The 23,760-nt window shown below is 37.6% G+C and carries 37 protein-coding genes, 1 tRNA gene and 1 other annotated feature; of the genes, 9 read left to right on the top strand and 29 right to left on the bottom strand.

The window, feature by feature from the left end; translation table 11 throughout:
* Positions 1-531: 531 nt before the first annotated feature.
* From GVJ38_RS00670 to GVJ38_RS00745, 16 genes are all read right to left on the bottom strand, one after another.
* On the bottom strand, positions 532-873 hold the full coding sequence (locus tag GVJ38_RS00670) for a hypothetical protein (protein WP_159721239.1): 342 nt from the start codon (positions 871-873) through the stop codon (positions 532-534).
* A 5-nt stretch (positions 874-878) separates the two neighbouring features.
* Positions 879-1,733: a DUF4747 family protein gene (locus GVJ38_RS00675; protein WP_070557878.1), complete on the bottom strand. Its 855-nt coding sequence runs from the start codon at positions 1,731-1,733 to the stop codon at positions 879-881.
* Between the two features lie 356 nt (positions 1,734-2,089).
* A complete protein-coding gene (locus tag GVJ38_RS00680) occupies positions 2,090-2,635 on the bottom strand; it encodes a hypothetical protein (protein WP_159721240.1) in 546 nt (181 codons plus the stop codon).
* Complete coding sequence (locus GVJ38_RS00685) at positions 2,635-2,820, bottom strand: hypothetical protein (RefSeq protein ID WP_090404593.1); 186 nt, start codon at positions 2,818-2,820, stop codon at positions 2,635-2,637. The genes GVJ38_RS00680 and GVJ38_RS00685 overlap by 1 nt, the downstream gene beginning before the upstream one ends.
* 80 nt (positions 2,821-2,900) lie before the next feature.
* On the bottom strand, positions 2,901-3,125 hold the full coding sequence (locus GVJ38_RS00690; protein ID WP_159721241.1) for a hypothetical protein: 225 nt from the start codon (positions 3,123-3,125) through the stop codon (positions 2,901-2,903).
* A gap of 4 nt (positions 3,126-3,129) precedes the next feature.
* Entirely contained in the window at positions 3,130-3,486 is a 357-nt protein-coding gene (locus GVJ38_RS00695; protein WP_090404588.1) for a hypothetical protein, read from the bottom strand.
* Positions 3,487-3,561: 75 nt separating this feature from the next.
* Entirely contained in the window at positions 3,562-3,975 is a 414-nt protein-coding gene (locus GVJ38_RS00700) for an ArpU family phage packaging/lysis transcriptional regulator (RefSeq protein ID WP_159721242.1), read from the bottom strand.
* Positions 3,963-4,379, bottom strand: coding sequence for an ArpU family phage packaging/lysis transcriptional regulator (locus GVJ38_RS00705; protein WP_235032774.1), 417 nt, complete (start codon positions 4,377-4,379; stop codon positions 3,963-3,965). Before GVJ38_RS00705 ends, GVJ38_RS00700 begins: the two co-directional genes overlap by 13 nt.
* A 107-nt stretch (positions 4,380-4,486) precedes the next feature.
* A complete protein-coding gene (locus tag GVJ38_RS00710) occupies positions 4,487-4,633 on the bottom strand; it encodes a hypothetical protein (protein WP_159721244.1) in 147 nt (48 codons plus the stop codon).
* Positions 4,630-4,971, bottom strand: coding sequence for an HTH domain-containing protein (locus GVJ38_RS00715; protein WP_159721245.1), 342 nt, complete (start codon positions 4,969-4,971; stop codon positions 4,630-4,632). Before GVJ38_RS00715 ends, GVJ38_RS00710 begins: the two co-directional genes overlap by 4 nt.
* A 133-nt stretch (positions 4,972-5,104) precedes the next feature.
* Positions 5,105-5,935, bottom strand: coding sequence for an ATP-binding protein (locus tag GVJ38_RS00720; protein ID WP_159721246.1), 831 nt, complete (start codon positions 5,933-5,935; stop codon positions 5,105-5,107).
* A 10-nt stretch (positions 5,936-5,945) separates the two neighbouring features.
* A complete protein-coding gene (locus GVJ38_RS00725; RefSeq protein ID WP_159721247.1) occupies positions 5,946-6,869 on the bottom strand; it encodes a DnaD domain-containing protein in 924 nt (307 codons plus the stop codon).
* Positions 6,870-6,871: 2 nt separating this feature from the next.
* Positions 6,872-7,168 (bottom strand): hypothetical protein, encoded by a 297-nt coding sequence (locus GVJ38_RS00730; protein ID WP_159721248.1) that lies wholly within the window; start codon positions 7,166-7,168, stop codon positions 6,872-6,874.
* A gap of 143 nt (positions 7,169-7,311) precedes the next feature.
* Positions 7,312-7,473: a hypothetical protein gene (locus GVJ38_RS00735; RefSeq protein WP_159721249.1), complete on the bottom strand. Its 162-nt coding sequence runs from the start codon at positions 7,471-7,473 to the stop codon at positions 7,312-7,314.
* 127 nt (positions 7,474-7,600) lie between these two features.
* Complete coding sequence (locus GVJ38_RS00740) at positions 7,601-7,882, bottom strand: hypothetical protein (RefSeq protein WP_090404565.1); 282 nt, start codon at positions 7,880-7,882, stop codon at positions 7,601-7,603.
* Positions 7,883-7,924: 42 nt separating this feature from the next.
* Positions 7,925-8,131 (bottom strand): helix-turn-helix transcriptional regulator, encoded by a 207-nt coding sequence (locus GVJ38_RS00745; RefSeq protein ID WP_070557866.1) that lies wholly within the window; start codon positions 8,129-8,131, stop codon positions 7,925-7,927.
* Between the two features lie 124 nt (positions 8,132-8,255).
* Here GVJ38_RS00745 and GVJ38_RS00750 point away from each other — a divergent pair, with 124 nt between their 5' ends.
* The 3 genes from GVJ38_RS00750 (at position 8,256) to GVJ38_RS00760 (ending at position 11,065) form a co-directional block, all read left to right on the top strand.
* Positions 8,256-9,080 (top strand): helix-turn-helix domain-containing protein, encoded by an 825-nt coding sequence (locus GVJ38_RS00750; protein ID WP_159721250.1) that lies wholly within the window; start codon positions 8,256-8,258, stop codon positions 9,078-9,080.
* Positions 9,081-9,167: 87 nt separating this feature from the next.
* Complete coding sequence (locus tag GVJ38_RS00755; RefSeq protein WP_159721251.1) at positions 9,168-9,839, top strand: Fic family protein; 672 nt, start codon at positions 9,168-9,170, stop codon at positions 9,837-9,839.
* Between the two features lie 47 nt (positions 9,840-9,886).
* The gene (locus tag GVJ38_RS00760; RefSeq protein WP_159721252.1) at positions 9,887-11,065 is read left to right on the top strand and encodes a tyrosine-type recombinase/integrase; all 1,179 of its coding nucleotides are present in this window, start codon (positions 9,887-9,889) and stop codon (positions 11,063-11,065) included.
* A 91-nt stretch (positions 11,066-11,156) separates the two neighbouring features.
* Here GVJ38_RS00760 and rpmA read toward each other — a convergent pair whose 3' ends face one another.
* From rpmA to GVJ38_RS00805, 9 genes are all read right to left on the bottom strand, one after another.
* Positions 11,157-11,450, bottom strand: a complete 294-nt coding sequence (gene rpmA, locus GVJ38_RS00765; RefSeq protein WP_159721253.1) for a 50S ribosomal protein L27 — start codon at positions 11,448-11,450, stop codon at positions 11,157-11,159.
* 13 nt (positions 11,451-11,463) lie between these two features.
* A complete protein-coding gene (locus GVJ38_RS00770) occupies positions 11,464-11,814 on the bottom strand; it encodes a ribosomal-processing cysteine protease Prp (protein ID WP_159721254.1) in 351 nt (116 codons plus the stop codon).
* Between the two features lie 18 nt (positions 11,815-11,832).
* The gene (gene rplU, locus GVJ38_RS00775; RefSeq protein WP_159721255.1) at positions 11,833-12,141 is read right to left on the bottom strand and encodes a 50S ribosomal protein L21; all 309 of its coding nucleotides are present in this window, start codon (positions 12,139-12,141) and stop codon (positions 11,833-11,835) included.
* A gap of 18 nt (positions 12,142-12,159) precedes the next feature.
* Positions 12,160-12,233, bottom strand: a sequence feature (ribosomal protein L21 leader region).
* Positions 12,234-12,309: 76 nt separating this feature from the next.
* Positions 12,310-13,248 carry a nucleoside hydrolase gene (locus GVJ38_RS00780; RefSeq protein WP_159721256.1) on the bottom strand — a complete coding sequence of 313 codons (939 nt, stop codon included), beginning with the start codon at positions 13,246-13,248 and terminating at the stop codon, positions 12,310-12,312.
* A complete protein-coding gene (locus GVJ38_RS00785) occupies positions 13,245-14,042 on the bottom strand; it encodes an energy-coupling factor ABC transporter ATP-binding protein (protein WP_159721257.1) in 798 nt (265 codons plus the stop codon). Before GVJ38_RS00785 ends, GVJ38_RS00780 begins: the two co-directional genes overlap by 4 nt.
* The gene (locus GVJ38_RS00790; protein ID WP_159721258.1) at positions 14,039-14,878 is read right to left on the bottom strand and encodes an energy-coupling factor ABC transporter ATP-binding protein; all 840 of its coding nucleotides are present in this window, start codon (positions 14,876-14,878) and stop codon (positions 14,039-14,041) included. The genes GVJ38_RS00785 and GVJ38_RS00790 overlap by 4 nt, the downstream gene beginning before the upstream one ends.
* Complete coding sequence (locus tag GVJ38_RS00795; RefSeq protein ID WP_159721259.1) at positions 14,875-15,612, bottom strand: energy-coupling factor transporter transmembrane component T; 738 nt, start codon at positions 15,610-15,612, stop codon at positions 14,875-14,877. The genes GVJ38_RS00790 and GVJ38_RS00795 overlap by 4 nt, the downstream gene beginning before the upstream one ends.
* Positions 15,605-16,213, bottom strand: coding sequence for an ECF transporter S component (locus GVJ38_RS00800; RefSeq protein ID WP_159721260.1), 609 nt, complete (start codon positions 16,211-16,213; stop codon positions 15,605-15,607). Before GVJ38_RS00800 ends, GVJ38_RS00795 begins: the two co-directional genes overlap by 8 nt.
* Before the next feature lie 238 nt (positions 16,214-16,451).
* On the bottom strand, positions 16,452-17,147 hold the full coding sequence (locus GVJ38_RS00805) for a Crp/Fnr family transcriptional regulator (RefSeq protein ID WP_159721261.1): 696 nt from the start codon (positions 17,145-17,147) through the stop codon (positions 16,452-16,454).
* Positions 17,148-17,295: 148 nt separating this feature from the next.
* Here GVJ38_RS00805 and GVJ38_RS00810 point away from each other — a divergent pair, with 148 nt between their 5' ends.
* The 6 genes from GVJ38_RS00810 (at position 17,296) to GVJ38_RS00835 (ending at position 20,854) form a co-directional block, all read left to right on the top strand.
* Entirely contained in the window at positions 17,296-17,928 is a 633-nt protein-coding gene (locus GVJ38_RS00810) for a uracil-DNA glycosylase (protein WP_159721262.1), read from the top strand.
* Positions 17,929-17,943: 15 nt separating this feature from the next.
* Positions 17,944-18,630: an O-methyltransferase gene (locus GVJ38_RS00815; RefSeq protein ID WP_159721263.1), complete on the top strand. Its 687-nt coding sequence runs from the start codon at positions 17,944-17,946 to the stop codon at positions 18,628-18,630.
* 82 nt (positions 18,631-18,712) lie between these two features.
* Positions 18,713-19,546: an alpha/beta fold hydrolase gene (locus tag GVJ38_RS00820; RefSeq protein WP_159721264.1), complete on the top strand. Its 834-nt coding sequence runs from the start codon at positions 18,713-18,715 to the stop codon at positions 19,544-19,546.
* Positions 19,547-19,618: 72 nt separating this feature from the next.
* Positions 19,619-19,692, top strand: a tRNA-Arg gene (locus GVJ38_RS00825).
* 119 nt (positions 19,693-19,811) lie between these two features.
* A complete protein-coding gene (locus tag GVJ38_RS00830) occupies positions 19,812-20,099 on the top strand; it encodes an ArsR/SmtB family transcription factor (protein ID WP_159721265.1) in 288 nt (95 codons plus the stop codon).
* 119 nt (positions 20,100-20,218) lie between these two features.
* Complete coding sequence (locus GVJ38_RS00835; protein WP_159721266.1) at positions 20,219-20,854, top strand: glutathione S-transferase N-terminal domain-containing protein; 636 nt, start codon at positions 20,219-20,221, stop codon at positions 20,852-20,854.
* Positions 20,855-21,091: 237 nt separating this feature from the next.
* On the opposite strand, the gene GVJ38_RS00840 is transcribed toward GVJ38_RS00835, so the two are convergent.
* From GVJ38_RS00840 to GVJ38_RS14450, 4 genes are all read right to left on the bottom strand, one after another.
* Positions 21,092-21,370: a hypothetical protein gene (locus tag GVJ38_RS00840; RefSeq protein ID WP_159721267.1), complete on the bottom strand. Its 279-nt coding sequence runs from the start codon at positions 21,368-21,370 to the stop codon at positions 21,092-21,094.
* Between the two features lie 93 nt (positions 21,371-21,463).
* Positions 21,464-22,126 carry an ABC-2 transporter permease gene (locus tag GVJ38_RS14445; protein WP_159721268.1) on the bottom strand — a complete coding sequence of 221 codons (663 nt, stop codon included), beginning with the start codon at positions 22,124-22,126 and terminating at the stop codon, positions 21,464-21,466.
* A gap of 2 nt (positions 22,127-22,128) precedes the next feature.
* Positions 22,129-22,881 (bottom strand): ABC transporter ATP-binding protein, encoded by a 753-nt coding sequence (locus GVJ38_RS00850; RefSeq protein WP_159721269.1) that lies wholly within the window; start codon positions 22,879-22,881, stop codon positions 22,129-22,131.
* Between the two features lie 234 nt (positions 22,882-23,115).
* The gene (locus GVJ38_RS14450; protein WP_442895987.1) at positions 23,116-23,553 is read right to left on the bottom strand and encodes an accessory gene regulator B family protein; all 438 of its coding nucleotides are present in this window, start codon (positions 23,551-23,553) and stop codon (positions 23,116-23,118) included.
* Positions 23,554-23,760 lie beyond the last annotated feature (207 nt).

Below are 23,760 nucleotides of genomic sequence, written 5' to 3' on the forward strand. Positions count from 1 at the left end.
AAAGAACCGAGTACCTTTAAGGTAACTACACTAGGCTAAAAAAAGCCTAATATCATGCGGTTTTTCATTTATTAAATTAACTGAAAAAAATTAAGTGTAATCATTTTTGCAATCAAAAAGTGTAATCAAAAAATATTGATCTGGGGCAGCCGTTCATTCTTGTGGGCGGTTTTTATTTCTAATATCAGTAAATTTTACAACAATTGAAGGATGGATAAAAATCGGACGTTTCGAGTTATTATCATTCTTTTTCATCTTTATTATTTTTTATAACAACTGATTCAAGTTTATACCTCAAAATAAATATACGTATACATGTCCCTAACAACATGATTGAAGAAATCAGTGAAAAAAACAAAAAATAATAATTAATAAAAGATAAAAATGCTGTTAGTCCTATGTTGAATGGTAACTCAATCAGAACAACCAAATAGGTAAATATTGATATTAATAAAGACACACCTAAGATAACTCCCAATAAATAGAATGGGACTAGCAATGCTAATAATTGATGGAAAGCTTTACTTATATCTATTTTTTTATCATATCAATACTGATACTCCCCGTCAGTAATGCTGCACCGCCAATTAAAAAACCAAGCAATCCTATCTGTGCTCCTATTTGAATTCCTAGAAGATCCAGTAATTTATCTGAAATATTAGTTACAGAAAACTTTATTATCAAACCAGTAATAGCTGTGAAGATTGTAGCTAATATAAACGAAACTGCCGCTTCTTTTGAATGATAAACATCCTTTAATTTATTTGTTGATATAATCAAAGGCAATAGCCTTTGGTCTTTTACATTATAGTAATCCTCGGCCGTTTTAAAATCTTTCCATCTTTTTATATTATCAGAAATTTTTTTGAACATCAGCATCACTCTCTTTTTCTAAACTCAAGTATTTTAAGTAATCCTGCTCTTCCTTTTTCAGAAACTATCTGCTTATCTTTAGAATTAATTGAAGAAACCGTTTGTCTAAATGGAACCGTTTTGGAAGAGTCTACTTCTTTAGATTCCCCACTCGTATCTTCACCAATAAACTTACCTTCTCCGTACCCTTCGGATATTCCTTGTATCACTTTTTTTACAGGAACGCTATCTTTATCCAATCCCTCAGATTGAGTTGAAACATAGTTTTGCTCAATCCTATTAGCATTTATTTGTTCCATGGTATTAGACGTTATTCCAAATAAATCTTGCATAGGATCGCTGTCATCATTGGAGGGTACTATTTTTAAGTCAATTCTTTTTAATCTACTAAAATTGGCAATTTCCTTTTTCAAATCTGTCGTATTCGTTTGAGGAACAAATTCAACACCTATTTCAGCATTTGCCAAAATTAGTTTTTGAAAAATTTCTAAAAAATTCTTTTGACGAATTTTTGAAGATGTTGTATATGCAACCATTTCATATCTATAATTAAAATAGAAGGCAACATAATCTAACTTGTCCTTATCAAAAACATCAATTGCTTTGTCATTTTCTCTATCAAATGATGAATGAATCCCTTCTTTTATGTATCCCAAGTTTCCCATTAGATATTCATTGTCAAAATTGTTATCCACACCAAATAATTTATATTCCCCACCTTTTTCATCATGAATTGAAGTTTTTCCTTTCCAAATACCATCAACAATTTGATTTATAAATTCAGGAAACTTTTTAGGGTCGTTATAAACTTCATAAATCTCTCTATTGATATTCATTTTTGCAAAATAGATATACGCCATTAATAATCCTTCTTTCCGATTCATCTGCTATCACAATTAAAACAAAAGAAAGCCCCGAAAACAAGCGTTTTCTAAAGCTTCCCTAGCAGATATAATCATAAGGATTATGACATATTATACCACAAAAAGGAACGTGCGTTCACATTATGCATCTTTATTATGGTGGCCGATTTGTCCGACTTATCGTAACAATTACCTTACCTAAGGCGGTAGTCTATTACTGCCAATAGTAAAAAGCCTCCATGTGATGGATTAACAAAGAAACATCTTCCCCATCTTTTACTTACCACAAAACTGTGTTTAATATACAAAAAGCCAGCCTCTCGACTGACTTCAAAGTTATTTTTTACGATTGCTTATGACCAGCCATGCAGCGCTCTATCATCAAGCTGGTGGATTGCATGAGTAACACCGGTGTTAAACCGTCTATATGTTACATGAGCGCTTAGTTGCTTTTTATCATCTTCATCAAGATAAGGTGTTAATTCAGCAATATCGGAACGTATTTCTTCTGATAGTTTACTATCAAAATCAGAACCTTTCTTAATCAGCTCGTTAATTGCTGCTACATGGCTATTTAATTCATTCATGATTTCATCATTAAACCGCTCATCTGCTTTAACAGCCATCTTATCAACTAAACCCATCACGTCATTTGAAGATAATAATAACTTGATGCGCTGTTCCAATAAAATTGATTTTTCTTTATCAGCTTCTTCTAACTCACCAGTGATTTCAGATAACTTCTTCGCTTTACCAACAAAGAAAGACTTCCCTTTTATATCCGACTGCTCATTCTCTAATTCTTGAATAGTAGTATTTAATAAAGCTAATTGATCATCAATATCTTTAAACCGTGCTTGTTGCTCTGCTAGTAATTCTTTTGTAATTTCATAATTCATTATTTTTTATCCTCCTCTTTTTTTAGTCCTAAACCTTTCTTTACTTCATCCATGTTAGGATCTTCATCAAATACCTTTAACACATCATCCACATACTGATCTAAGTTCTCTGGATCAAATTCAGTACCGATTTTTTCAATTACCTTTTTTAAGTCTTCTTTGATTTTTGGATTTTTTGCTGCCATAATAATTTCCTTCTTTCGATTATTTTTTTGTATTCAGTTTTCTATGTGCTTTTTTAAGAGGTCGGATAAATCAATTTTTCTTATTTGAGTTGTTTTGCAACCAAACGCAACTTTGAACGAGTCAAGGTTGCAGCATTACTCAATTCAATAAAACGTTGCAATCTAATTCGATAGGGTATATTTGTGTTAAACCCATGCTTTTCAGCATTTAAGTTTCCAAACGGAGCGCCACCATTATTCCCTACAGCATTTGTATTTCCATAAGGAGCGCCACGTTTAGGCTTGTGCTTTTCTTTTGCTGTCATCTACTCACCTCTTTTCTTTTTGATTAAACTCTGCTAAAACACGATCTAAAAACTGCTTAACTTTATATGATGAAATACCCGCTTCTTTTGCGATTTGAGAGGTGTTAGCTTTCTCATAGGTATTTATACTCAAAACACTTTTAACGAACTGACGTTCTGAATCTGGTAGCAATTCAATTAAACTATCCATCCTTCCCATAAATCCCCAACAAGTTACCTCTTTTTCCAAAAGTGCATGTTGGCAACCAAACTTAGCTGATCGTTCTAATCTCTGGATGGCTATGGTAAGTGAATCAGATTTTATAAATCGCTTGTATGACCGGTATTTATCAATCAGATTAAACAGCTCTTTTTGATTCATGACATACCTCCGTGGTATAATTGATTGCTGATATTAATTAATCCACGAAGCGCTAAGCGAAAGCTTGGTGCTTTTTTATTTCCATACAAGTAACTCACCATTTTTATACGCATAAGCAAATTGAATTAATGCACCACTCTTAAATCGTTCAATAGTCCGCTCGCTATATTGTAATTCCCGGCCTATTTTATAATTGGTGTATTGTGTTGCAGATATATAAGCTAGCTGAATTATTTGCTTCTCACGTTCTTCTAAAAGTTCTACTGCTTTAAGTATTTCTAAGCACTCTCGTTCTGCATCCATTTGACGAATCAAGCGATCTTCCAACATAGTGGCATTAAATGGACCTTTAGGCATTTCAGATAAAATAGGGCTTCTTAGACTAAAACTTTTACCTGTTTGGCGTTCTAATTTTTTATAGAGTTTCAGAACTTTTTTAGCATTGGCCCTAGTAACTCTTTCGTTTAACTCTTTTGTTAATAGGTCCATGCGACAAGCTCACCACCTCGATAACAAAAAGCGAACTCTTCCAGTGCTTTGTTTAACATCCGGTAAAACGTCCGCTCTGAAACATTTAATTCAATACAAAATTTATCCGTTGACACGGGAAAAATTGCTAGGTATTTCCCCATCAATAATTGCTTTTCTTCCTCGCTAATCGCATCGAGTGCGCTCTCGATCTCTTGCCACTCTTCTTTAGCTTCTACTCGTAACAAGGCGGCTTTTTCAACTTGTTTTGAATGATCTCCTTGCGCGAAGCTAGGTGCCAATGAATAGTCGCTATGTGATCGAATAGAAAGAGATGACTGATAGACCGTTCTAATTTTTTGCCCATGCCTTAGAAACTCTCGCACGTTTTTTAGTGTTTGCTTTTTATCATAATCAAGTTGCATCACCACTTTTCACCCCTGTAGATAAAAAATAAAAAGGCAGATACAAACACCTAGCCAGAATCTCACTCGCTTGTGCTTATATCCGCCTGTTTTCAGGTAGGACTTCTTTATTTAAGTTGTGTCTTTTTGTTTTCTTCGATTAGCTTTAGTTTACCATCATGAAAGGTTAAAATCACTTGTCCATAATCCGGCGGCAAAATCTCAATCTTCTGTGGCTTCCCATCTTTTAGTAGCTCTACTATCATTTTTTTCATTGCACTTCTCCTACTCGTTTAAGCTGCTTTGGCCAATCAGCTAAGTCGGCTCCTTCGATCCAATCAATCTGCGCGTTCATTTCTTTTACCTGTGCTTTATAGGCTCTAACACCCTCTTCACGCTCTTGTTCAGTCGTTGCAATAAAGTACCCTCGATTTTCTCCAGCTCGCAAGGCGCACACTGGCACGCCGTTTTCACGCAAACTATTCACTACTTTGTAAATGGTTCGTTCATCTACTCCGATCAATTGACTGATCTCACGGATAGAAATCGTTCGTTCTTTACTCATAGGAATAACATCCAAAACATCACTTTCAATAGTTGTTAAGGGTCTCATTTACTCACTCCTTTTAATTTTTCTTTTAGGTACTCTCAGATAATGAAGCCCCATAGTCCTTTTTAAGGTGTCAGAAACGTCAGGATAAGCTCTCTCAATTTCTTGATAATACCTAACGTCGCAATTTGCGACACTAGGTTCTCTTTCTCTTGTCGTTTACTCCTTCAAATGAGATCACCTTATTCTTGTAGCTCATTCTTGAATAAACTCGTGGATCCAAAAGTTCCTTTAAATCAGCCCAAGGGATATTGCTAGTAATGATTGTTGGTTTATTTTCTGCCCTTGCGTCCATCACAGCGTATAAAATACGGGCTGAAAAGTCTGTCACACGTCCTGTGATCTCCATCGGATTGATTTCACTTGCAATATCATCCAAAACTAAAATATCCGCACGAATCATTTGATCAATGAACTTTCCTTCACTATCTGAGCTATTTGGCTGGTTGTAACTGGCTCTTATTCTTTGCTGCAACGTGGGAAAATTCATGAATAAAACACGCTTTCCATTTGCTAAGGCATTAGCATTTTTTGCAATCGATATCGCCAAATGAGATTTACCACTACCAGGTCTCCCTTGCAAATAAATAGTCCATGCTTCACCGCTTGCGATGGGTTCTATCAGTAGCTTCGCTTGTTCTAGTAGTCGCTTTTCTTTTTCCGTTTTAGCAAAGAACGTTTTGAACCCTCGATCTAAAACAGCTTTATTTGATACAACGCTTTGCTTATATAAATATTTTCGTCGGCCTTCTACAGTATCTGCAAAGTATTCATTGCTCTTTTCCCCCGTTACAAGACTATCTCTAATTTCCCGATAGCAAACCGGACAAAGTAAGTTACCGTTAGGAAAAAGAAGCTTGTTATATCTTGGATGTTTCTCACACGGTTCATCCGTCTCGATAATCCCTTTAGAGTGTTCCATTAAATTATTGGCTACTTCTTTAGGTAGCCCACTTAATAAATCCATGCTCTACCTCCTACCAGCCTAAATCATCATATTCACTTGATCCTGTATTTTTTAAAGGTGTGCTTTCACCATAATTAGGCCATTGACGTTTGCTATCAGGTTTTTTCTTCTTGTCTTCTGCTTTGACTTGATCAACAGTCAGATAACGTTGTTGTTCCCAGTCTGTTAAGATTTTATTCACATAAGCGTATTTCTTTACTCCGTTGTCTACGGCTATCCCCAGGGCGTGTAAAATCAACTCAATAGCAGCCGTAGTAGTAGCACCTATCTCTGTAAAGTCTTTTACCCATTTTGTAAAATGTTCAATTATGATTGGCGACATTGTCCCAAAACCATTTTGTTCCCAAAAGGTAAAAACTGATTTTAAAGGTTCTTCTTTACTACTACTGTTACTTTTTGAACTGTTATTATTAAGATTGTTAATATTAGTGTCTTCATTTCCTATATCTACGTTTTGAATACCTACGTTTAGAGCATCATCATCATTACTACTACCTTCTCTTAACTTGTCTTTACTTAACTTATCTTTACTTAGGCGGTCATCTTGCTGACTTTTGCCAGACATTTGTCTGACAACTGACTGACCATTCTTTTTAGTGGATTCTTTATACTCAATATCAGGAACTATTTTTAACAAAAGATTTTTGTATACACTATCTACTTTTCTATCCGATCTAATAGTATTTTGCTCATTCCAATCACTTATATACACTACTAAATCTTCATTCAATAAATAGACAAATACTTTTTCAACCAATATTTTCAAATCGTCCTCAGTAGCTCCGATAAGGCGCATTACTGGAAATGCTTCTACTACGCCATCATCATCCGTATTTAAAACTAAGTGGAAGTATAGATTTTGAGTAGTTGGTGGCATCCTTAAAAATCTAGCTGTTCTAACTACTGTATTACTGATCATTCTACGATTCGCCACATCTAAGCCCCCAAACCATCTAAAACATTCAATTTTTCTCTAAACGGTTTTAATTTCCTCTTTTCGTACACCAGCACTGCATCCTCATCAATATCTTGTGCATACTTCATCGACTTAATTAATACTTCTAGCATACTTAAGAGCCTTGCAAAATCGGCTCCAACTACATTAGGCTGAGTTTGGAGATCCATCATTTTATCTAATAATATTTCAAAAGAATCAATCCACTGATCATGTTCGATCAAAGAATTATTAATATTTTTTACAAAAGTTTCTGTTGTATCTAAAAATTCATTCATTATTCTTCCTCGTTTCTTTTATCGCTTGATTTACTAACGTTGAGAGGATAAAATAAAAGAAATAGCAAATAATGCCGTAGTAAGCAATTTGCCTGTCTTGTGTTCCCGCACAAGGCTCTTTTTTTACCCTCAATCATACTTATTTACTCCTCTACTAATTCCAAGTTTTGTTCAACAACAATAAAATTGCCTTTCGAACTTCTGCATAGAAAAACACCATTCGGAAAATCCATAATCAACTCAACAAACTCTCCTTTAGGTAAAAACTTAGATCTCAATACTTTTGCAAATTGTCCAACCTTCATGTAATTCACCACCTTTCAATACATTTAGTAGCTCAAGAAGCTTCATAAAACCCAATAACTACGAGCCTTTGTATATCATTTTCAATATTGATTACACTTTTTGATTACAACCGTTGCCCCAGGTCGCTTATTTTCTTTTAAAATCAATAATAAATTTTCTCACTTCTTGTTTACTAAAAAAGTATTTTTTCGTTCCTATCAAAGTATAGGGTAGCCCTAAGCTCATTAATTCATCTAAGAATTGTGGGCTAATATCTAACCATTGTTGAATCTCTGATCGATTAACTAAATCTCGATCCAAGCCCAAGTCTTTCTTCGCTTGCTGCAATGTATCAAGAGCAATCTCATAAAAATATTTTTTTAAGTCTTGCTCTTGCTCATCTGCAAGCTTTACTCGTATCTCTGCCATTTAATTCACCTCTTAAAATTTTTAAAACTTTACTTTTCTTTACTATTTGCTAAAAAAAATTTCATCGATAGTAATTTGAGGAAAAATAACTTGTAGCATCTCTTTAAACAAAACTTTTTCTTTATCATTAAACGGTGTTACACCTTTTTCCTTCAAGCGATAAGCTTGCTTAGAAATCTTAAATTCTTTAGCCATGGTTTCTTGAGTGTATCCCAACATTTTACGATAACCTGCAATCTTATTTGCCATCCTTACCCCTCCTTTACTTTTCTTTACAAAAGATAGCATCAATTTTGTTTTAAGTCAAACTATTTCTTTACAAAAATTTACTTTTTTATTATGCTTTATAAACAGTATGAAAGTTGGTGAAGTAATGAATGAAGTAGACAAAATTGCTGTTGGGAGACGCATTAAAGATATAAGGGTAGCTTTAGGTCTTAGTATGGAAGAGTTTGGGAAAAAGTTAGATACAAGTAAAGGTGCTGTAAATAATTGGGAAAAAGGGAAAAACCTCCCGAATACCTCTAGACTCTCTGCTATCTGCAATTTAGGCAATACTACGTTAGAAAAACTTTTGTACGGATCTCTTAGTGAATCATTAATTTTTCTTATGACATATGCTGAAAATTATCCTGGAATATGGGATACTCCCTGGGTAGATTTTTTTAAAGAGAATGAAGGAAAAATGAATCATTTGTTTTTAGAAAATATGTATGACTATATAGCATGGAAAAAAGTTATATCGACTTCATTTAAGTTTCCTTTACATTTATTTCAGAAAAAAAAGAGTGAATTATCAGATAGTGAAAAAATAGAAATCGATAACTATCTAGAAAAAGTAGAAAACGAGAAAGACGGTCGTATTTTTAAATATGCTCTCGAATACAGTACAACTTCCAATATTAATCTTAGCGATAGACTAATGTTAATGGGTTCTTTAAGTATTGCTGCTAGACGTGTTGCTGAAGGCCACGAATTTAATGATGTTGGATTTGTTAAAAAAGCACTTGATGAAACCGAAAATTTATATGGTGAGGTTGAAGGCTTCATTTACCTCTATGATTTTGATGATCAAGGTCGCAATAGAACTGATAAAATCAGTCATGAGATAGAGCAAAAAGTACTTCCTAGAATTTCAGAGCTAAAAGATTATTTTGAGAATCTACTTTCAAGCATAACAAAAGAAAGTGACCATTAATTAGTTATACATTGGTAACTAAAAATATTTTTATTTTCATCTATACCTTACCCCTAAGTCAATATCAGGCAAGAGAAAGGAGCCGCCATGTTTGAAGATAAATACCAACTTAAAAGAGATGAAAGTATCTTCCTAGCAAAGAAAACACTTGTGGAAAACATTTATAGCCAAGCCAAAATGGAAAATATCAATATCACATTTCCAGATACTAAAACGATCATTGATGGTATGAGTGTTTCAGGTCTTAAAACAGATGATGTTCAAAAGGTCCTGAACCTGCGTAACGCTTGGCATTATGTACTTGAGGATGTTTCTGCATCGCTTGACCTTGAATATATTAAAACGATTCATTCGATGGTTGCTTATGGCGAATTGCCACAATCTATGCTTAATACGCTTAGAAATGGCGATGTCAGCATCGGGGGATCATTCTACCAGCCCAAGGTACCGAATGAAGCGATGGCTAGTGAGCGGATCGAGAAGCTACTTAACAGCTCCAACTCTGCTACTGAAAAAGCGCTAGACTACTTCTTATTCGCTTGTCGGTCTCAGCTATTTTGGGATGGTAACAAACGAACTGCTAGTATCGTTGCTAATAAGATCATGATCGAAGCTGGTGTTGGTGTGTTGATCGTAGAGGAGAAATACTTACGGCGTTTTAATAAGCTCATGATTGATTATTATGAGACTGCCGATAAATCCAAGATTAAGCCATTCCTATACAACAACTGTATTTTCGGAATTGATTATAAGAAATAAAACATCTCTATTTATCTACCTTGCCCCAGGTCAGATAGGAGAAAACAATGTCAGGATATTTCAAGCAATATACAAAGAAAAACGGATCTAAAGCATGGATGTTCAATTCACTTTATTTAGGAGTGGATGCTTCCGGAAAAAAAGTCCGTGTTACTCGTCGTGGCTTCCCTACTCTAAAATCAGCAAAACTTGAAGCCACAAAGTTGAGAACTGAATTTAATAATGGAAAATACGACAAAAAAACTACTGAAAATACGTTTCAGGAGATCTACGAACTTTGGTTTGATAGTTATAAGAAAACAGTCAAGGAGTCTACTAGCATTGCAACTGAACGCTATATGACTCTACATGTCTTACCTACTTTTGGTAGTTATAAACTTAATCAGATTACTCCTAAAATGGCTCAACAAGCTGTTAATGAATGGGCAGATAAATTACAAGTCTATAAAGTAATCCTTCAATACGTTGTTAAGATCATGGATTTTGCTATTAATCTTGGACTAATTGAAGTAAATCCATTTGATAAAGTCATCCGGCCAAAAGTTAAAAAGACTCGTAAAGAAAAAGAAGTGAAGTTTTATACGGTTGAGGAAGTTCAAAAGGTTATGAAGGTTTTAGAGGATAGAGTATTTAATACGAATCAAGCGAACAAGCTTTATTACTTTTTTGCTTTGTTTGATCAAACATTTTACCGCTTGTTAGCCTTTAGCGGTTTGCGTGGTGGTGAAGCGCTGGCTTTGACGTGGAAAGATATTGATTTTGAAGAAAAGACTTTGACGGTCAATAAAAACCTCTCTCAAACTAAGAACGGCTTTATCGTTTCATCGCCAAAAACAAAAAGCTCGTACCGCACCATCTCGCTAGATGATAAAACGATACGAACTTTAAAACGTTGGCAGCTAAAAGAAAAAGAACTTCTCTTTTCAAATCGAGTAAAAAACTGTCAGATAGTCTTTCCTGATTTAAATGGCCAACACTTAAACCGCCAAAATATTTATATGCGCTCACAACGAGTCGCAAAGTTTGCAAACCTACCTGATATTGGTACTCACGGCTGGCGGCATACTCATGCGTCTATGTTATTTGAAGCTGGTGCAACTATGAAAGAAGCACAAGTTAGATTGGGCCATAGCTCCATTGAAATGACTATGAACATCTATACTCATGTTACTAAAAAAGTGACGACTGAAACAGCTACTAAATTAGCAAAATTTGCCAATTTCTAAACTTAGTGTAATCAAAAGTGTAATCAATTGTCTGTTCACCCAAATAAAAAAAGCTAGAACCCTTGTCTGATAAGGATTCTAGCATGCTTTATTAAGCTTCTTGAGCTACTGGGTAAACAGACACTTGTTTTTTGTCGCGGCCTTTACGTTCGAAACGTACTACGCCGTCAACTTTTGCAAACAATGTATCATCGCCACCGATTCCAACGTTAACACCTGGATAGATTTTAGTCCCGCGTTGGCGATATAAAATCGAACCACCTGTAACTGTTTGGCCATCAGCACGTTTAGCACCTAGACGTTTTGATTCTGAATCACGACCATTGGAAGTCGAACCGCCACCTTTTTTGTGGGCGAATAATTGTAAGTTCATTTGCATCAACATGAGTATGCACCTCCTATTGTTTAGTTTCAGTTTTAATTTGGACAAAATCCAAATATTCATCTTCCACCGATTGAGCTGCTAACAATAAATGTTCCAGCAAAATCTGGCTGATGTTCATTTGCTCTTGGGTCATTTTGTCATGGACCGGTAATGCAACGTGCAGGTAACCACCTTGCGTTTCATTTGTCTCGATCACTGGGATCACACCTGCCAAAGCTTCTAAGCTATTGACAGTACTGATGGCTAATGTCGAAATCGCTGCACAGACGATATCACTACCGTAAGGACCCGAATCGGCATGACCAGTAAACGTGAAAGCTTTGATCTGACCGGAATGACTGCGTTTAAAAGTTCCTTGAATCATTTACGCACCTGCTTTTGATTAAGCTTTGATTGCGTCGATCACAACTTTTGTATAAGGTTGACGATGACCTTGTTTGCGGTGTGAATGTTTTTTAGGTTTGTATTTGAATGTCACGACTTTCTTTTGTTTGCCGTGTTTTTCAACAGTACCTTCAACCGTTGCACCTTCGATAATTGGAGCTCCAACTTTCGTAGATTCTCCGCCGACTAAAACGACTTGGTCAAAGACAACTTTTTCTCCAGCTGCTGCATCTAATTTTTCAATGTAGATTGCTTGGCCTTCTTCAACTTTGATTTGTTTACCACCAGTTTTGATGATTGCGTACATGCTTGTGGCACCTCCTTATAATAGACTTAGACTCGCCATCCCAAGTGACGCCGCGCGTACTTAAGACTTGTTCTGAGCGGTTGTAGCTGTGGGTTCCACAATTACAACATTCATAGTTTACTAGAAAAAAGCCAGCGCGTCAATCGTTAATTTCGCGCTAGCTTATTTTTACTTTGCCAATTGCTCATCTAACCGAGTCAATGCAGTTTTAAGTAATCGCACAAATTTTTCTCGTTGAACGGTTTGTAAGACGACGGTATTTTTAGGTTCCGGTGCAGTTAAACGAAAATCACCATAGGTCAATCCGCGAGCTGCTGTCTCATCGGTGATCACGTGGATATCAGCGGTGACGCCAGTAAAAATTTCAGGCGCTAATAAATAAGCCACCGCACACAAGTCGTGGATCGGTGAGTCGATGAACCCGAATTGACGACCTGATTGATTGTAAAAAGATAAAAGTTCATACGCTAACTGACTGGCAGGACCACGACCGTTCAATGTTTGAATCTCTTCGACAGTGATCGCCGCTTGTTCTGTTACATCTAGACCGGCCATAATGATCGGCAAACCGGATTGAAAAACGATTTCAGCTGCTTCGGGATCGACAAAAATATTGAATTCAGCTAGCGGCGTTTGATTGCCGTGATGGATTCCGCCACCCATTAACGAGATCGCGGCGATTTTTTCAACGGCAGCAGGATAATTTTTGATCAGTAGCGCAATGTTCGTCAAAGGACCTAATGCTACTAACGTCACTTGATCTGGTGCCGCCGCAATTTTTTGTGCAAGGAAAGCGACACCTGACTGCGAGCTGACGGGATAAGTTTCCCCAGAAAAATACGGACCGTCCATCCCGCTATCGCCATGAGCCTCAGGGGCCGTGCGCAATGGTTTGACTAGCGGCCCGGCTTGTCCTGCGGCTAAAGGAACTGTCGCGTTTAAAAACTGTAAAATGTTTTGTGCGTTGCGCGTCACTTTTTGCAATGTTTGATTGCCACCAATCGTCGTCACGCCTAATAGCTCTAATTCTTTTGGATGAGCTAAAGCTGTCATGATTGCCAGCGCATCATCATGTCCAGGATCGCAATCGATCAAAATTTGTCTCATCGGCCCACCTGCTTTCCTAATTCGTCCATCGTCAGCACATCGCGTAATCCCAGCGCTTTAGCCAACTGACAAATGTACGGCTGTTTCAATGCGCTAAAGGTCAATAATGCGTCATCCCAAAAAATTTTCCGCGGGGTCCCCACTTTGCGTAATTCTTTATCCGCAAAGACCAATACTTTTTGAAACTCGTTGACGACAAATTCCATATCGTGGGTGATGGTGATCACCGCTTTGTTGCGTTTGACTAATTCCTGGATCAAACGCCCCAATAATTCTGTCGACTCACGATCTTGCCCCGCGGTAGGTTCGTCTAAGATCACGACTTCCGGGTCCATTGCCATCACAGCTGCAATCGTGATAAATTTTCGTTTGGAATAAGGCAAGTTATACGGATGCTCAGCTAAGACTTCTGTCAAACCACAAAACGCGGCCGCATCTGCTACTCGTTTTGCTACGTCTTCAGCAGGCAGTTTTTGATTTTTAGGGCCAAACGCAATTTCTTTTTCAATCGTTTCTTGAAAAATCTGGTCATCAGGGTTTTGGAAAACATAGCCGACATGTTGGGCCATTTGAGCAGTCGTCAGTTGACTTGTTGTTTGCCCGGCAATCTTCACTTGCCCTTTCGTAGGTCGCAACAAACCGTTCATTAATTTGACCGTCGTCGTCTTGCCGGCGCCATTTTGCCCAATGATCGCCACGGCTTCACCTAATTCAAAACGCAATGATACATTTCGCGTCGCTTCAAAACCATTGGGGTAGCTGAAGCTAACGTCAAGCAATTCTAAATAGCTCATCGCGTGATCCCTCCTTTCAATTGTTGGATCGCTTCTTCTAACGTGATCGGGATCTGATTTGTTTGGTGCAGTTGGTTTAAGAAAAACAGCGCCATTTGAGGTAGTGCACCACCGTAAGTTAAAATCGTTGGATCGCTGAAAATTTGTTGGACCGGTCCTTTTTGAACGACTTGTCCGTCAGCAAGTAAAATGATCTCATCACAATACTCCGCTAATAAATCAACTTTATGTTCGACAACGATGATCGTTTTGCCTTGTGATTTTAAAAGCTGAATGATTTGAAATACTTCTTCGGTACTTTGCGGATCTAGTTGCGAAGTCGGTTCATCTAAGATCACCACTTGCGGATCTAATGCTACGATCGAAGCCAGTGCGACACGTTGTTTTTGTCCGCCTGAAAGCTCGTATGGATTTTTCGTTTGAAGCGCTTCTAAGTGGAACAATTGCAATAGCTCAGTCACTTTTTTTTGCATGACTGCAGGCGCAACGCCGATATTTTCCATACCGTAGGCGATCTCTTCAGCCACACTATCTTTGACCCCTGAAATCTGCGTGAAAGGATTTTGTGAAGAGTAGCCGATTTCAGCTGCTAAAGCCCCGATATTATAGTCACTGACTGGTTTGCCTTGATACGTCACACTACCGGTCAACTCGCCAAAAAACAATGCCGGGATAAAACCGCGGATGATATTGCACAACGTTGATTTACCGGCTTGGTTACTGCCGATCAAGCCGTATACTTTTCCAGCTTCAATTTGAAGTGATACATCTTTGATCACGGGTTCCGTATCTAACGGGTACTGGTAAGTCACTTGTTTTAATTCAATCAAACTCATTTGGGTCCTCCTATAAAATACGCTACGAGAATCATCACACAAACTAGTACGAGCAACCGATCAATCCCAGTTTTTTGAACCGAGTAATAAGAAGTTTTGCGGACTGGTGCAGAAAACCCTCGGGACTCTAAGGTCAACACCCGTTCATCAGTTTGCTGGATCGAAGTCAATACTAAGGGCCCCATCATCGGAATAAAAGCTTTCATTCGCGTCAAAACCGAGCCTTCCGTTTCGATCCCACGAGCTTTTTGCGCATCGGAGATCGTTTGGGAAAGTTTTGTCATCTGAGGTACCAATTGAATCGTTGCGGCGATCACAAACGTCACTTTTTTCGGAATGCGGGCCTTTTCCAATGCGGAAACGATATCTTTGACACTGGTGACTTGGAAAAACCAAATAATGATTGAACTGATGGCGATAATGCGAGAGCTCAACCCGATACTAGTAGCCAGCCCCAGCTTTGAATATCCGATGAACCACCAAATCATTTGGCTGTCTTCATTTCGCACGATAAACACTTGGACTAAAAAGATAAAAACGACGATGACAAAGATCGATTTGAAAAACGTTTTGTAAAAATTTCCCAGCGTGCCAGCTGCTAAACTCAACAACACTGCCGCTGCAAACAAAATGACTTGTACAAGTGGTAAAGTCGAAAACATACTGATCAAAATGACCGTCAAAACAATCACCAATTTCGTGGAAGGATACCATTTCCCGATTGCACTATGCATGCCGTAGCACCTCCTGTTTGATATAAGTCGCGCCATAATTCAATTTGACTAAAAACCGGGGCGGGATTCGTTTGACGACTAGGTAGCTGATCGCAAAATTCAAAACTGTATTGATCGACCCAGTGATGATATTCGTGGAAAAAACCGAATCCCACAGTTGTTGCCCAGCAGCTAAAAAGGCCGCTGTTACCAAATCCGTACCAGCACCAGTGATCCCGCCAAATAAAAAGACGGTCACTAAAGCCGCTGCTCCTGCTGAAACAACAGTCAAACACGCACAAGCGATCACGATCCCAATCAAATTAGTAAAGAATTTAAACCGCGAAAAATATCCGGCCAACAAACCGATACTCATCGAAACTAGACCATATGGAATCGCCACTGGATTTAACATCCCATTGACGACATTACCTAAAAACCCCGTTACCAAACCGACCCATGGCCCGGCTACTAACGCGACTAAATACGTGCCGATCTGGTCGATAAACACCGGTAATTTTAAAATCGTACATAATTGATAGCCCACCACGTTCAAAGACACTCCCACTGGGATCAACATCAACGCCTGCAAGCCAAAGTCATAACGTATTCCTCGTCTCATATCGTTTCCTACTTTCATTCGTATTTTTTCAATTCCAACTCACGCGCAAGTTTTTGATTGAAAGAGTTTTCTTTCTGACACGCTCAGTATATTCAGAAAGCTTTTTTCGCGAAAGGTCATCTGTCCTCTTGGGTAAAAAAGCCGAACGTTTTTTTAGTTAGCTTTTCTATTGAAAAAAGCCACTATTATTCTAATTTCCCGAAGACTAAAAAAGACTGCCTCAGCAAAAGTGACAGTCTCAACGTTTTAAATTTTTTTGTAAGCGAGCATATTCAGCTTCCCCGATAAAAAGTTTTCGCTCATGACTGATAACTTCCTGATGTTCTCGTAATTTTTTCAACGCACGTCCAACCGTTCGGACACTTAATCCTAACTTATTAGCAATCTTCTCACGAGTCTCGTGAATCTCTATAAATGAAGCAGCTGGTTGTTCTTCATAATAAGCCACTAAATAATGACGCACACGATCCACCCCTTCAAAGCGATAAAATAAACCATCATTACCTGAACGCCGATAGAGATCATCAGCTAATAAATTAGCACTCAAACGCAACAACTCCAAATCATTCATGATCCAATCATAGACAACTGCAGCCGGCACCCGCACCGCATCGACTTTAGTCAAACAAGTGACCGTCGCGATGATCGTCTCTTTTTGCGCTAAAATCTCTAATAAGCCGATACTCCCATTCGCTTTATCCAATTGAAAATAATCATACTCATTGCCGTCTTCATAATCACGTGTCCCAACTGCCACCCCACTCAGTAAAAAATAAATATCGGTTGGAAAGTCGCCCCGAGTGACGATCACATCATTTGGTTCGTAATGGCTGACTAAAAAGCGATCCCCAATTTTATCTTTGACTTTGAGGTAATTGAAAAGTCGTTCCTGACCATACTGTTGCCACTTTGCTCTGAGTTCGTCTGCTTTCACCAACGATACCTCCTCTAGTTGGATGTAGCTTGATTTTAGCATCAAATGTTCTGGCCGAACAGCTAGAAAATAATTTCCATTAAGGATAAGGATTAGTGATTGCACTTAGCACGGATTTTCCTTACTATAGAAATTACGAGGTGATCTTGTGGAATATCCTGAAAAATTAGTCAAAGCTGTCGCGGCACGTTCCACTGGTTTTCAATTAGAAGGTTTCGTCGCAGGTGCCGGCCCGTTAAATCCTAAATTAATGTTAGTTGGTGAAGCGCCAGGAAAAAACGAATTAGTCGATCAAATCCCTTTTAGCGGAGCTGCAGGCAAAGAGTTGTTGGCAGTCATGGCAACGATCAGGCTGACGCGGGAAAATACCTATATTACAAGTGCCGTACGCAGTCGACCTTTTAAGATCGTGAACCGTTTGAATAAAAAAAGCCAGACAGAAGAAACAGTCTACCCTAACCGCACTCCGACCAAAAAAGAAGTGTTAGCTCACGCACCGATCTTAGATTACGAATTACAAACAGTTCAACCAAAGCTGATCGCCACGCTTGGTAATATCGGCTTACAACGTTTACTAGGCAATCACTATACGATCACGAAAAATCACGGACAGCTTTATACTGGACCAATCTTAGAACTAAATGCTGCTGGTGATGGCTACGTTTTTTCAAAAAAAGAATACCGCGTCTATCCGTTGTATCATCCCGCGGCGATTTTTTATAACCGTAAATTAGCAGACACGATTCAACGTGACTGGCAAAACTTAGGCACACTATTATAGAAATGAGGAACGATTATGTTAAATGAAATGATGCACCGGCCGATCGTCAATGAAGACGTCTTGCACTTCATGCGCACCCAGCAAGCATTACCGGGTAAACTTGGTGAATTAGAAGCCCAAGCGCAGCGCGATGGTGTGCCGGTGATCCCCCATGAAACGGTCAGTTTTTTACGCTTTTTACTCGGGCAGCTACAACCTAAAGCGATCTTGGAACTCGGAACTGCGATTGGTTTTTCCGCTAGTTTGATGGCGACGATCGCAGGTGTTAACAGTCATGTGACGACGATCGACCGCTTTCCGGTTATGATCGAACAAGCAAAAAAAAACTTTGCTAAACTAGAACTAGAGTCACAGATCACGTTATTAGAAGGCGACGCGGCAGACGTTTTACCGACATTAAGGGGGCCTTACGATTTTATTTTTATGGATAGTGCCAAAGCCAAGTACATCACCTTTTTACCAGAGTGCTTGCGCTTATTAAAAAAAGGCGGCGTCTTAGCAGTAGACGATATCTTTCAAGCAGGGACCGTCTTTCAACCGATCGAAGCTATTCCGCGTAAAAATCGTTCGATCCATCGCCACTTAAATGAATTTCTCCAGGTGATCACGACGCATCCTGATCTGACTACTAGTTTAGTCCCTTTAGGTGATGGACTCGCATTGATCACAAAAAACGCCGAAACAATCGTTATAAATAATTAGTCTTTTAAGAATCCTCACGCCCCCTTGAACTTTCACTCAATCAGCGTAAACTGAAAGTGAAATGAAAAGGAGGTTTTTTTTCATGTCAAAGCTAACTAAGTGGACAGGCGCCCTTTTGCTTGTGGCTCTTTTCGCATGTGGGACTTTTTGGCTCAGTACGAAACACAACGCCAATGCCTCGCCACAAAAAAAAGTAAATTTCACGATCCCCGAACCACTCTTTCTTGTACCTGGGACAGGCGGAGAGGTCGATCGATTTGATGATTTGATCACAACCTTAAAAAAAACTAGCGCCGGGATCGATGTCTTAAAGCTCACCGTCAAAACAGATGACTCGATCAAAGTGAGCGGGAAACTAACAAAACAAACGACACATCCGATCATCGTAGTCGCTTTTGAAGATGCTTCTGATCCAGCCTTACCGCAACAATCCCGCTGGTTCCAAGAAGCACTGACTTATGTCCATGAGCGTTACGGTTTTGAAACGTACAACTATCTCGGTCATTCGAATGGTGGCTTGATCGCGACCGGTTATTTACAAAATAATCGTTTGCCTGAAGATCCCAAGCTAGATCATTTAGTCACACTGGGCACACCGTATAACGATGTTGGCTGGGAATATAATGAAAATAATAATTCCTTTGTCCAACCAAAAGACATCAGTCCCTTATTTGAACGCTATTTGCAAAAAGCCAAAGAATTACCTAAAGATATCAAAGTCTTCAATGTGATCGGAAACGTCGACGAAAAAAATTCTGATGAGGTCGTTCCGATGACGAGTGTCTTGGCTGGTCGAACACTCTATGGCGAAAGCGATCTTTATCAAGAACTTGTCTTTGATGACGATGCCGAACACAGTGCCTTAGTTGAAAACGACGAAACGATCAAACTCATTCAAGACTTTTTGTTTGAATAACTGCGCTGCTTGAAGTTTTGATTGACATTTAAAAGTAGTTTTCCTATAATATTATTTGTTGCAAAACTACTTGTCATAGTAGCTCAGCTGGATAGAGCATCCGCCTTCTAAGCGGACGGTCGGGGGTTCGAATCCCTCCTGTGACGCTTTAAAGCCGCTCGGGATCAGATCCCTGAGCGGTTTTTATTTTAGCTTAGACCAAAAATATATTCGGTAGCAAGCAAGACCGTTTGACAATTTTTAGCGCTGGAACTAAGCTAGTTTCATGGATATCGAAATAGATTATACGCATTTAGCAAATTTACTCAAAGTTTTAGCCGAGCCGAACCGGTTGAAGATCATCAAGCTGTTAGCTGATGCCGATCATGAATTAACGTGTGGACAGATCAGCACTCAACTAGCCATCAGCAACTCAACCGTGTCGTATCACTTCAAAGCGATGCGGCAAGCAGGTCTCACCAAAACGCGAGTTCAAGGCAACACCAAATTTTTATCATTGAATCAGGCGACCTTCCAAAAGTATTTACCAAATTTTTTAGCATTGCTGAAGTAAACGTGAATAGCTCAAATGAGTGGAACAGTTTCTTTTCCGCTCACTTGGCTCCATTGACTGGCAAAGCAAATTTTTTTGCACTGCTATTTCGATAACTATCAAAATTGGAGGGTTTAAACATGAAATTTTTTTATTCAGCTGGAGCTAGCTCACTAGCCGTTCACCTTTTATTAAATGAATTAGCACTTGATTATGAAGCCGAAAAAGTAAATTTGAGTCAAAAAACTTGGGCTGGCGGTTCTTATGATGCGATCAATGGGAAATCTTATGTGCCTGCACTGCAGACTGATGACCACCAAACTTTGACAGAAGTCGCCGTGATTTTAGAGTATCTCGCCCGCTTTGCAAAAAACGATACGGTCTTAGCCCCTGCTGGAACGAAACGTTACTGGCAACAGCGGATGTGGTTGAACTATATCGCCACTGAGCTGCACAAAAATTTTATTTCTCCATTTCGTCATGGCAACTGGCTACCTAATACGGCGGAATCGCGGACACTGATTGAAAAACGAGTGACCCCTCGGCTAGCTTACATCGACCAACACGTTGGTGAATGGAAAGAAAACGCCGCCGATTTGACAGTCGTGGATTGCTATTTATTTGTCATGACGACGTGGGTCAAACGCCTAGCATTAAATTTAGCTGACTTTCCCCACTTAGAAACATTTTACCACCAAATGCTCACCCGTAAAGTCGTCAGCCAAACGATGCAAGCAGAAGGCAAACCCCATGCTTTAGTGGAAAATAATCATTGATGTTGATGGCAAAAAAAGAATCGAGACCTCCAACTGGTCCCGATTCTTTTTCATTTGCTGACCCTGAAATCAGAACGTCTATTCAAAAGTTGAAAACAGAAATTATCGCTTCATACAACTCGCACATCTATCCATTAAGCGGGTTAGCAAAAATATATGTATTTCAATATTTATACTTACTAAAAAATATGAGAAGTAGTAGAAGCTAGTAGAAAAAACATTAAAGAGTTTTAGACATCAAGAGGTAAAAGCATTAGTTGTAGCCCCTAATTTCAAAAAAGGATTAAAATAGTTATCATTCTTTCGACAAAAAAGGACATGCTCTAAAAAATGGGCAAGCCCATAAGGTAACAAACCATAACTTAAATCCACAGGACAGTCTAAAGATCCCGAACGAACTGTGATCATCCCCACAGTTCTATCATAATTTATTTCTGGAATTAATCTAACTACTAGATTATTCGGTAACCTTTCTGTACAAACAATTTTATTGATGTTTGGATAGATTACTTTCATCTCACCTAAGTTTCTTTTTAAAATAAATTACCTTTCTAGCCATTCAAATATTTAGAGAATGCTTATCAAGCTAGAGCCTTATATGTTTTATCGCTATTTTATTAACCCATTCAAATATCTATTTAAAAATTTTATAGATAAAATTACAGATATAAAAAGTAACACTAAACTTATTATAAAAGCAATGCTAAGTACAACCCATATATGTTTTAAGCTATTTAAAAATAAAATAAGTCTATTAAAAAATAATATTCCACCTGCAGAAAATACTAATAAAAAAGCAGATATTATATATTTGTTCACATCTATAGTCCACCTATATGTGCAGGGAATATATAGAGAAAATATGGTTAGAAGTATTGGAATGCAAATAATATAAAGATATATATTCGCATTTAGAAGCCACGATGAAAATATTAAGGACAAAATCATAAATACAATCGTACAAAAACATAACGAAATTATACAACTCAGATATCTAGATAATACTAATTCTATTTTAGTATAGATTGAAGACAAAAGAAAAAATGTCTTTGGATATTTGGATTCCTCTATACCAATATAAAAATATAAAATCAATATGGTATATAACACACTGCTAAGGTAGGCAACCATTGAGGAATAATTTCCAAACTGCTCTGATAAACTAAACCCCATTAATAATGGTACAGCTATTGATAATCCAATACCTGCAATTAAATTTTTCCCCAATAAAAGTTTATCCTTTTTTATAAGAGCTAATATTCTAGAAAACATACCTAAACACTCCCATTATACAAGTACTTCAATTTATTTTGGAATTCTTGTTCCAAAATACCTTTTTCAAGTTTGTTATTTTTATCACCCAATCCGAATAACTCTTCCTTAGATGAGTTAAAGACTATCTTTCTATTATGAATAATTAAGAAATGATCAACAAAATTTGATATATCAGTTGCAATATGAGTCGAAAATAACAAGGTCTTATTGGTTCCTTCAATATATTCTTTTATGACTTTTATCAATTCTTCTCTAAAAAATAGATCTAATCCATTTGTTGGCTCATCCATAATTAATAAATCTGCATCATGTGACAAACTAATAGCTAGAGAAAATTTCATTTTCATTCCTTTCGACAATGAGGATATCTCACGATTTCCATCCAGTTCAAAATCTTGTAAATATCTGTTAAAAAGAGCTTGATTCCACTTTGTATATCCAGAAGAAATAATAGTGGCCATATTATTAAGCGACATATTTTCATAAAAGTAACCATCATCAAAAACAAATGCTATTTTATTTTTAATCCATTTTTCTTTATTTTTTATATCCTCATTAAATATCGTTACTGTTCCTTTGTAAAATGGAATAATATTAAGTAAAGCCTTTAGAATTACACTTTTCCCAGAGCCATTGTTCCCTATAAAAGCAATAATAGTCCCATAAGGTAGATTAAATGAGATATCTTTTAAAGAAAAATCCCCTATGTCTATACCTAAATTTTCTACCTTGATAATATTCTCCTTCGTCATACATCGACACCTCGTCCAAATTCCTGCTTATAAGCTATTCAATTATAATCATTAGTTTTTCACATTAGATATCTATCCCCCGTTCATAATCACTTAATAAATAATCTTCCAAGGCATTTTCTTTCACCCACTCACAAACTTCTTTTCCTTCTGCTAAAAATTGAGTATCTTTTAAAATGGCTCTAGTACGGCATCTACTGTAAAAACCTAGATCTTTACCGTTTTTATAATAGTTTAGACTAGGACTAGGCCAAAATATATTCTGCATTTTCGTAAAATAAGAATTCTCACAAAAATTAGGAACCCACAAAAGATGCTCTTTCCCAATACATTGATTGTCATTTGAATCCTTCCAATAAAACAAGGTACAACCGCAAATATCAATACACTTTGCACGGTGCAAACCCAACTTTTTTTTGCATGATAACCCAAACAGGAGGAACGTAATACACAGTAGGGAATACACACAAATAAAGTATCTTTCAATGAAAAAAAAATGATTGAGGTAAGTAAAATGGAACTAGCCTTAGACAAATTAACTAATAAAATAGCAAGTCCGTACTCAATTTTAGCTTTTTGATATGGATCATACTCTTGTTCTTCATAGATCCTATCAGCTATTCTACGAGCCACCCATTCTTCCATCATATTTCTCCACCTCGGTATGAGCATATCACCTTTGCTTGTGGAATGGTTTGACTTTTCCCAGAAGATAGTTTTTACTGCCTGAGCGTTGAGTTTTTATTTTCCAAATAAAAAAAGCCTTAACAGACTTTTTTAATGAATAACTTGTTAGTACATTCAGAGTAATTAAAACACTAGTAAATTAATAAACTATTATTAAATATTTCCACTTCGAACGTTCTATCTTCGAGTTTC

The sequence above is a fragment of the Enterococcus sp. CSURQ0835 genome (assembly GCF_902706605.1).
Classification (GTDB): Bacteria; Bacillota; Bacilli; order Lactobacillales; family Enterococcaceae; genus Enterococcus_A.